This window comes from Verrucomicrobiota bacterium (assembly GCA_016871495.1).
In the GTDB taxonomy this organism is placed as follows: domain Bacteria; phylum Verrucomicrobiota; class Verrucomicrobiia; order Limisphaerales; family VHDF01; genus VHDF01.
In genome coordinates this window covers 1-9267 of sequence record VHDF01000131.1, presented here as the reverse complement: position 1 = coordinate 9267, position 9267 = coordinate 1, and the positions used below count along the sequence as shown (strand labels likewise).

Below are 9267 nucleotides of genomic sequence, written 5' to 3'. Positions count from 1 at the left end.
GCACGCAAGTGCCCGGCGGCCCGGGCTGGGCGGTTCGCAACAGCGGCCTCATGCTCCACGGGCAGACGCCGGAATCGATGACGCTGGACCAGGACTTCCCGGCCTCCATCGAAGCTCAACTGCTGGGTGGAGACGGCAAGAACCCGCGCACCACACTCAACCTCTGCACCCCGGGCACCCACGTCGTGCGCGAAGGCAAACTTTACACACCCCACTGCTTAAACTCCAAATCGAAGACTTACCACGGCGACCAATGGGTAACCGCCGAAGTCGAAGTTCGCGGTCATGGCGCCATCCGGCACTGGATGGACGGCGAGGTTGTGCTCGAATACGAGCAAGCCCAACTCGACGAACGAGACGCCAGCGCGCAACGTTTGCTGGCGGCGGGCCACCCCAAACTGCTCGACCGCGGCACGATCTCGCTTCAATCCGAGAGCCACCCGATCCAATTCCGCAAAGTCGAACTGCTCAAACTCCCGTCGTGAAAGGGTGAATCGCCCCTGGATTTTGGGCTATGACCGAAGACGTCGCCTGCCCCATCGCGTCCGGCAGTGCGAGTTTTACTGGGTCGGCTTTTCAACCTGCCGCGATTCCTTTCGCGGGAGGACCGCGTCCGCACCATGCCAGGTCAGCACATCACATATTCGGCCAGGAGTGCGTGCGTGCTTGGCAGCTTCAGCTGAACTTGTTCTTCCGATACGCCCCCATCGCCGGGGCGTCCGGATTCACCTCGGGGCCGAAGTAGCGGAGCGTCACGAGCGGTTCGGTCTCACTGGTGTTCTCGAAGGTCACGCCGTTCTTCGCGCCGTCTTCGGTGCAGAAATACTCGTCCTCCGTCAATTCGTGGAAACGGATGAGCTTGGGGCTGTTCAACGGTTGTCCATTGATCTTGCCCGAGCCTTGCACGCAGATCAGACCATAAGCTCCGGCGTCCTTGAGGGTGCATTTCACTCCCGGTTCAACCGTCAACTCCTTGGCGGTGAAGAGCTGTTCGCCGTCGATCTTGCCGTAGACAATCCAGCGGTCCACGAAACCTTCCTTGCGCGTATCCGCCACCGGCACGGGTTCGAGATAGTGGTTATCCTTGAAATTCGGGTCGGTGTTTTTGTCCCAATCCAGTTGGTCCACGATGAAATCGAGATCCTTGTGTTTGTCCTTGGGCATGTCTTTCACGAGCAGGCTCCACGGAACGTAGCGTCCTTCGACCATGCTTTGATACATGCCGAACACGTCGCTGCCCCATTGCGGCTCGTAGGTGCACAGGCTTCCAGGCGCGTGGAGAATGCATGGGTCAATGAGCCAGCCGGTGCCGGGCTTGAGACGATAGGCTTTCGAGAGGTCGAGGATTCCGTTGTCGCCCTTGTTCCAATCTTCGAGGCATTTCCTGACCTGCGCCTTGGTTGTGCCCGGCTCGAAACCCATGAAGGTGTAGGGAAAATTGTTGCCCACATTGTTGTGCTGGGGCGGAAAGTAATAACTCTCGGGCTTGCCTTCCTGACCGACGAGCTTGGCCTGTTTCTGCGACTGATGCATGTGATGGGGGATGGGCCCCATGTTGTCGAAGAATTTGGAGTAAACGGGCCAGCGGCTGTATTTCTTCCAAATCGATTTCCCAACCAGCGTCGCGCCGCAATCTTCCACCGCCTGCTTCAAGGTAAAGCGTTCCTTGCCGACCACACAGTAATTCAAGCCCTCATCCCATGCCCGGCCCTCGTTGGCGGTGACGGTGGTGGACGCGAACCAGCGCTCGTCGATGCCGCCGCGGTTGGCACCGTAAGCGTAGGTGTCGTCCGGATGTAGTTTGATGCGCAGTCCCGGTTGCAAAAAGGCACGCGGCACCCAGGCGGGCGCCAGGCGCAACAACCCTCCTGTACGGGCGAGTTCGGCTTCAACTTTGGCTTGGGTCTTGTTCTTGACGGTCTTGAGTTGGTGGACAGTGTTCATGATGGCTTGCCCAAACGTCTCGGCATCCGGGCTCTCGTTTCAATTCAATGGATGGAGGCCTTTCTGGCATCCGGATGGGCCAGAGTGTATCGGCTGCGTCCGAGCCGACAAGGACGGACTGACGTGAACGGGCATCGCGAATGACGTCATCGCCCTTCATCGTCCGAATTCCCCATGGCATTTCGGATTCGCGGCTCGGTCACGAATGCGGCTGCGGGTCACGCCGCATCTGGCCTTGACCAGCTCATGAAACGATCTGCCTTCTGCGGTGGAGGCTTTCCGATGGTGCGTGAACCCATTGCCATCCATGAGGCCGACTCCGTTCATCAAGAATGGCCTGGCAACAAAAAACCCCTTCCCGACGAATCGGGAAGGGGTTGCTTGAGCCGCGTGAGCGGGTCAAAAACTAGAACTTGTAGATCACGTTGAGCGCGAGCGAAATCGCGTTCTTGTCCAAGTGGCCGAAAGGATGCGTCGCGAGGGTGTTGTCGGCTCCTCCAGCCAGTTGGGTATCCCAGCGGAACTCCGCGCGGGTCACGACGTTTTCCCAGAGGGAATAATCGGCGGTCAAGGTCGCGCCAAAGAGCTGATTGCGGTTGTCGTTGTTCGGGCCATTCAAGTACCCGTATGTGCCATCGGTGCCGGTGGCGTATTCAGCTCGGCTATGCAGAGTCAGCTTTTCGCTGGCTTTGAAGGAGACGTAAGCCGCTCCAGCCCAGGCATAGCTTGATCCGAAACCCGCAGCCGTCGAACTGGTCAGTCGGTGATCGTAAGCCAAGCCGACTCTGACCGATTCCATCGGTGTCGGAGCCGACAAGCCTGCATAGAGCATGGTGGTGTCGGTTGGACCGCCATTCAATCCATTCACAGCACCGAGGTTAAGGGTGGTGCCTTGGAAGCTACCCCAGCTTTCCGGCGCCGTAAGGTTAATGGACGCCATGTAGGTCTTCTCGGATTCTGCGGAAGTAATGAGAGGGGCACCAGGGTGACCCACACGAACCGCACGACCGTTGATCGCCGCGTCATTGTAGGTGTTCGCCACGCCCGCCGAGAAACTCACCCAATCAGCTGCCTGATAGCTCAACAGCAGACCGGTATGGCTCAAGGGTTCGAGGAAATATCCGTAGGAACGGCTGTAATTGGCATTGTTGACGGAATCAAAAACTTCATATCCGACCACCGTGTCGAACACACCCATCTTGATGTCGATGCCGTTGCCCACCGGAGCGCGCAGCGCGACGTAAGCTTGCTTGATCGACAGGCTCGATCCGTCACCTCCTGCGAGCGTCTGGCCTCGAAAAGCCCCGGCATCAGGCCCAAAAAGCAGGTCGGTCTTGTAGCCCGCGGACCAATTGCCTTCGTCCACCGGCTTCTCCAAGGTCAATTTGACGGCATTCAGGTTGAATCCATCCTGCTTACCCGTGCCGTCGTAAGAACGGCCCACCAAGGCGTTGCCCGTGCCGAACTTCCAGATGGCCGACGTATCGACGTAACCGCTCAAGGTGGTCGAAGAGAGAGCGGTCATCACGCTCTGCTTGGCTTCTTCCGCCTGAACAGCCGATGCAAGACTGACCACACCCGTGGCCGCCAAGGCCATTGTCCATTTGTTAAACTTCATTGTCTATGTTCCTCCAGCGATGTTGTGTTAATGGATTGATTCTATCTCTGAGTCATCGGGCAAAAAACAGTTTGCCCACGCGCCCTAAAGTGACGCATTTCTGCGAAAAATAGGTAAATCGGAAGTCGATGACAACACTTTTTTTCCACGTAACTGGCCTTGGGGCAAGGTTCGCCAAAAAAGCTGGTTCCTGATCCACCCCGTCTACCCCGGACACCAGTCTCGATTGTGAGATTATCAAAATGAGGAGAGCAAGACCCATGGAGTCCTTGAATCCGGGCGCCTTCAACACCTGTGCAGTCGTAAAACCAGCCCGAAAAGACTTCGAATGGAGTGACCTAGGTTGACGATTGCGGTGCGGGGTCCCTATAGGTGACTCCAACATTTGTTCCATCCATGATGACAAGATCCTCTCCCACCTCCGCATGTCGTAGCGGCCTGTCCCGCTCCCTCCACCAGGGGTTCACCCTCATCGAGCTCCTGGTTGTCATCGCCATCATCGCGATTCTCGCGGGCATGCTGCTGCCGGCGCTGTCCAAAGCCAAGACCAAGGCGCAAGGCATCCTCTGCATGAGCAACACCAAGCAGCTCATGCTGGCGGTCAACCTCTACGCCGGGGACTTCAGGGATGAATTCCCCAATGTCACCCACGGCGGAGAAGCCCAATCAGGCGCCATCATCAATGAAAACAGCGCCACCGCCTTCCGTCCCTGGGTGACGGGCTGGCTGACTTGGGATACGAGCCCGCACAATACCAACGAGCTTTTCTTGATCGATCCCCGATACGCCGTGCTCGCCAACTACTCGGCCAAAGCCGCCAAACTCTACAAGTGCCCCGCTGACAAACTCGTGCATTCGTCCCAACGAGCCCGCCGTTGGACCGAGCGGGTGCGCAGCATCTCCGCCAATGGCGCGATCGGCAATGGCAATAAATCCCCCTCCGACGGCCTGCTCAATTGCGAGAAACTCTTCCGAAAGTTGGGCGACGCGGACCGCCCCAGCCCTTCCATGCTCTGGATGTTCCTGGACGAGAACCCGGATTCCATCAATGACGGAGCCTTCTTCAATTCCCAAACGGACCGCCGGTGGATTGACATACCGGCCAATTACCACAATGGCGCGGGTGGCCTCGCCTTTGTCGATGGACACAGCGAAATCAAGAAGTGGAAATCCACCGTGCTCGCGGAAAAACCCAATTTCGCCTATTCGCCTCCCGCCGTTCGATCGGGCGACCACGATTGGGGATGGCTGCTCGACCGCACTTCCTACAATGCCCGGGCGGTGCGGTAAGCTCTAACCCGCATCTTTCACACTCGGCTTAAACGAGAAGCGCTCACCATCGAGTTTCAACAATGCGGCTTAGATCAAACCGCGCCCCACTTTAATCCACTCATGCTTTGCCCAGGCCACATCCTGTGGAAAGTAGTTCTTCTTCGGATCCATCGAAAAGGAAGCGTTTCGGGCAACCAGGGCGCGGTTTCCCTAGCCCGGAAATTCCCGGTTGCGGAACAAGGATGAAATCTCCGGGCTAAAGTGGAAGTGGAGGCTTGGCGAGTGATGCAGTCCGATGGAGTGTCGGCGCCCGGCGTTTACGCCGCTTCCGACATGAATCACTCCCCAGAGACCGTTCGCAGGTAGTCGCACGGGCGTCGAAGCGGCATGAACGCCGCAGTCCGCTTGCGATCCGACGAAGCATGAATCGAATCGTTAAGCCGGATCACGCCTCAATTTGTAACGTTAGGCCCCAGCGACTCGACTTTCTGGCTAGGATCAATGGCGGTAATGGCGCTTGCCGCAGAGCTCGCCACAGACGGATCCGGGTCCTTCATCGCATCGCGCAAGGCTGGAATGGCTTCCTTGGCCTTGGCGCCGATCTCGCCCAGCGCGTAAGCAGCAAGACGGCGAACCAGGGCGTCCTTGTCCTTCAATGCCGCCATCAGCGGCTTGACCCCCGCCGAAGCCGCTTCTTTGGCTTCACCCAGCTTGACGCAAGCGTTCTGCCGCGTTTCCGCGTTGTCGCTGGCGAGGTTTGAAATCTCGGCCTGAATATTGACGTCGGCGCCGGACTTCTTGCCGCACGCGGAGGCAAAAACAAGCAGGAGGACGACGAATCCATGGAGGAAGAGGAAGCTGAAACTTGGTCGCATAAGTAAACCAATAAACCTACTTGCTCAATTCCTTCAATCTCAATTCGAACTGGGAAAAGGGAGGCGGTGCATCCAGAGGTTTTCGGTGACCGGGTTGTCGTGGTAACGCAGACAGCCCTGTCTGCTGTTTTGCAGGCTGCCCAGCCTGCGGGGCGACAAAGGGAACCCGGCACGTGGAGAGCACGGAAGGGCCTCGTTCTTCACCCGCCGGGCCGACTGGCAGTCGGCGATACGGCAGGCTGGGCAGCCTGCGCCACACGACAGTCGACTTCGGGATGCACGGAAAGGAAGAATCACTCAGGCAGAACCGGCTCGCCTCGGCCCTGACGCAAGTCTTGAACGGTTCCCAGTGAAACCGAGGCAAAAGATTCCGTCTGTCCCTCCGGCCAGCGCACGACGACCGATTCAATCCGGGAAACCGAGCCCAACCCAAAGTGAACGCGCGGATCGTGGCTCGAACAATAGCTCTGATTGGGCAATACATCCCTGAACCATCGGCGGCCGCCAGCCTGGAGGGTTACACGCGCGTTGAAGGCGTCTGTCCCGGCCCGGTTGAGGACCCGGAAGGCCGCCCAAGCGCCCCGGGCGGGGTGAACATTCTTCAGCACATGCAAAGGCCCATCCTTGTTGACAATCACCACGTCCATTCCCCCATCGTGATCGAGATCACCCAGGGCCAAACCCCGGCTGGTGCCCAGGAGAACGGGGTCGGTTCCGCCTGGAATTGAAACTTCTTCGAAAGCGCCCCCGGCCTGGCCGCGCAGCAGAGAATTCGGCTCGGCATAAGGATCGCGGGGGTCCAAGTCCTTGGCGCCATACTTCACTCGCCCGTTGGCGACATACGCGTCGAGCCATCCGTCGTTGTCAAAATCGGCAAAACCCACGCCGAATCCCGTCCAGGGCCGGCTCGTGGCGTTCACGCTGTGAGTGGACAGATGATCGACAAAGTAGCCGTTCGAATTGATGAAAAGGCCGTTCCCCTCTCCGACGAGGTGCGTGACGAAGAGATCGAGGGCACCTCTCTGGCCCAGATCGACCGCCGCCACGCCCATGCCGGCCCGGGGCATTCCCACCGAGCTTACGGCGCACCCACGTAGCGCTGCTTCCTCGGCAAATTGCCCATTCCCCCGATTGACCCACAATTGATTGGGCATCCCATCATTGGCAACGAACAGATCGATCTTCCCATCGCCCGTGAAATCGGCGCAGGCGACGCCCAATCCATTCCCGTAAGCTTGATCCAGTCCAGCCCTCGCCGTCACATTGGTGAATCGCCCTCCTCCCAGGTTCTCATAAAGCGCGTCCATCGCGGGCGATTTGTAGTTCAAGGGCGAACAGTAATCGGGCCGGCCGCCCTGGGAAAAGCACGGCAGTTCGACTTGGGGTGACCAGCGCAGATAACGCGTCACGAGAAGATCGAGATCCCCATCCAAATCATAATCGCAGAACGCGGCGGATGTCCCCCACCCGGCATCGTCAATGCCTGAGGAGGAAGTGACCTCGGCGAAAGTCCCGTCCCGTTGGTTGCGAAAAAGTTTGCTGCCTTGAAGATGAGTGATGAGCAAGTCCGGAAATCCATCTCCGTCGAAATCCCCGCAGGCGCAGCCCATGCCGTAGCCCCGTACGCCTCCGAGACCCGCGCGTTCGGTGGCATCCTCGAAGCGAAAACCTCCCAAATTGCGATAAAGCCGGTGGCCGGCCGGTTGTTCGGCTTGCCTTTCGATCGACCCTCCATTCACGCAGATGATGTCGATCCATCCATCCCGATCATAATCGAACAAACCCACGCCGCCCGTGACCATCTCCGGCATGTAAAAGCGATTGGCGTGGCCCGAGCGATGCTGGAAGTTCAAACCGGAAGCCTGACTAGCTTCCCGGAACCAAACCACCTCGCGCGACCGGGGCGTGTTCTGCGGAGGAGGAAGAGGCGGCGTCGATTCCGGAGCCCGACCGCATCCACCACCAGCCGACGCCGTCAACCACAGGCAAAGTCCAAGGATAAGCCTCTCTGGCGGGTTGGAAAAACGGCACCGTCTCAGCAACCACCCGACCAAGAACTCAAGACAGGCAAGCCGGACCAGAGCTCCTCCAGCGCAAGCCGAAGGAGCCGGTGACCAAGTCGAGATCGTAGCGCAGACAGCCTTGTCTGCTGTGGCGCAAGTTGCCCAACCTGCAAGGTGGGGATGGGAACGAGATGAAGGAGGAGAAGAAAGCAGTCTGGGTCTTGGCTCGTGCCGCCGACGGGCAGTCGGCGCCACCCTGCCACCCACGGCGGGATACGACGGAGCTCGTCTCATGGCTGGGCTGCGGCGGAGAGTGCCCGCTCCAGACCGGCCGACTCGGTAAGGGCGGGATGGATCGATTGGAGTTCCTTCAGCAAGGATCGAGCCTCTTCGATCCAGCCTTGTTCCAGCGAAAACTCAAACAAACGCGAAAGTGCTTTGAAAGACACGGGATTCAACGATCGTGCCCGCCGATACTGACTCAGCGCAGCCTCATTTCGCTTGAGGTTCCGCCAAAAAACATCGCCCATTTCGATCGGAATCTCGGGGTTCTTGGGATCGAGAGTGGCGGCCTTCTCCAACGCTTGCAGGGCATCCTCATCTCGTTCGAGTCCGAGGAGGGCGCTGGCCTTGGCGATGAGGGGCTGGGCGAGATTGGGAGCCAGGGCAATGGCTCGTTCGGCCAACAGGAGTGCCTCTTGATTCTGTTCGAGTTGATTGCGAACCAAAGCCGATGAAACCAGCGCCGGCACATTGGCGGGGTCGATTTCGAGGGCTCGATCCAGCAGGCGGGACGACTTGTTGGGCTGGCCGGAACGATTCAAGGCAATGGCCAGCTGATTGATGACGGCGACATTGGTTTCGTGGAAAGAATAGGCGTTCGCCAAAATGCGAACGGCATCGAGCGGCCTTCCTTCCAAAGCCAGGTCGTTGGCCAGTTGGAATTGATCCGGCAAAAGGCGCATGTGTTCCGTGGCCGACTTGGACCACGCGTCGGGCATCGGGGTCGCCGCGGCCGACTCGCCAAGCAACGCATGGCGAACGGCTTCGTTGGTCTGTCCGAGCGAGCGCAAGGCTTGAGCGAGGAGGGCGTGGGCGGAACCGGCGGAAGGATGAATACGGATGGCCTCTTGCAGTGGCACGAGGGCTTCGCCTGGTTTTCCAAGCCGGAGTTTGCATTCCCCCAGACCTGCGTGACCCCGCCATTCGCCGGGTTCGCCCCGCGTCAGTTCCGCGAAAGCAGCCTCGGCTTCGGCAGCTGAACCCCGTGCCAGCAGGGCAAATCCGAGCCGGTAAAATCCAGGCATGAACTGCGGGTGCTCCGTTGTGCATCGCCGGAACAGATCGATGGCGTTCTCGAGTTCGTTGATTTCCTGGGCCGCCACCCCCCAATACATCAAAGCCAGGGGTTGGTCAGGCTCGAGCACGACCGCATTGGAGAAGGCGAAGGCAGCCTCGTGCCAGAGCCCGTTGACCGCGGCGATCAATCCGATGCGGGAATGATCCTCAGCCCTCCGGGATCGCGAACCCATTCGATCCAGTTCGGAGCTCAAAT

At 59.0% G+C, this 9267-nt stretch carries 7 protein-coding genes; 2 read left to right on the top strand and 5 right to left on the bottom strand.

What is annotated here, in order from left to right:
* Nucleotides 1–485 (top strand): DUF1080 domain-containing protein (locus FJ404_18505; protein ID MBM3824842.1); only part of this gene is annotated, 485 nt, incomplete at its 5' end.
* A 190-nt stretch (nt 486–675) separates the two neighbouring features.
* Here FJ404_18505 and FJ404_18500 read toward each other — a convergent pair.
* Complete coding sequence (locus FJ404_18500; protein ID MBM3824841.1) at nt 676–1863, bottom strand: hypothetical protein; 1188 nt, start codon at nt 1861–1863, stop codon at nt 676–678.
* Nucleotides 1864–2350: 487 nt separating this feature from the next.
* A complete protein-coding gene (locus FJ404_18495; protein MBM3824840.1) occupies nt 2351–3562 on the bottom strand; it encodes a hypothetical protein in 1212 nt (403 codons plus the stop codon).
* A 396-nt stretch (nt 3563–3958) separates the two neighbouring features.
* On the opposite strand from FJ404_18495, the gene FJ404_18490 reads away from it, so the two are divergent.
* Nucleotides 3959–4852, top strand: coding sequence for a type II secretion system protein (locus FJ404_18490; protein MBM3824839.1), 894 nt, complete (start codon nt 3959–3961; stop codon nt 4850–4852).
* Nucleotides 4853–5286: 434 nt separating this feature from the next.
* Here FJ404_18490 and FJ404_18485 read toward each other — a convergent pair whose 3' ends face one another.
* The 3 genes from FJ404_18485 to FJ404_18475 all read right to left on the bottom strand — a co-directional run bounded on the left by FJ404_18485 (nt 5287) and on the right by FJ404_18475 (nt 9244).
* Nucleotides 5287–5709: a HEAT repeat domain-containing protein gene (locus tag FJ404_18485; protein ID MBM3824838.1), complete on the bottom strand. Its 423-nt coding sequence runs from the start codon at nt 5707–5709 to the stop codon at nt 5287–5289.
* Nucleotides 5710–6002: 293 nt separating this feature from the next.
* The gene (locus FJ404_18480) at nt 6003–8006 is read right to left on the bottom strand and encodes a CRTAC1 family protein (protein MBM3824837.1); all 2004 of its coding nucleotides are present in this window, start codon (nt 8004–8006) and stop codon (nt 6003–6005) included.
* A complete protein-coding gene (locus tag FJ404_18475; GenBank protein MBM3824836.1) occupies nt 8003–9244 on the bottom strand; it encodes a tetratricopeptide repeat protein in 1242 nt (413 codons plus the stop codon). The genes FJ404_18480 and FJ404_18475 overlap by 4 nt, the downstream gene beginning before the upstream one ends.
* Nucleotides 9245–9267: the final 23 nt, after the last annotated feature.

Bases quoted from the DNA above. Each gene is read 5' to 3' on its own strand.
- FJ404_18485 (MBM3824838.1), bottom strand. From the start codon at position 5,709: ATGCGACCAAGTTTCAGCTTCCTCTTCCTCCATGGATTCGTCGTCCTC.
- FJ404_18490 (MBM3824839.1), top strand. From the start codon at position 3,959: ATGATGACAAGATCCTCTCCCACCTCCGCATGTCGTAGCGGCCTGTCC.
- FJ404_18475 (MBM3824836.1), bottom strand. From the start codon at position 9,244: ATGGGTTCGCGATCCCGGAGGGCTGAGGATCATTCCCGCATCGGATTG.
- FJ404_18480 (MBM3824837.1), bottom strand. From the start codon at position 8,006: ATGAGACGAGCTCCGTCGTATCCCGCCGTGGGTGGCAGGGTGGCGCCG.
- FJ404_18495 (MBM3824840.1), bottom strand. From the start codon at position 3,562: ATGAAGTTTAACAAATGGACAATGGCCTTGGCGGCCACGGGTGTGGTC.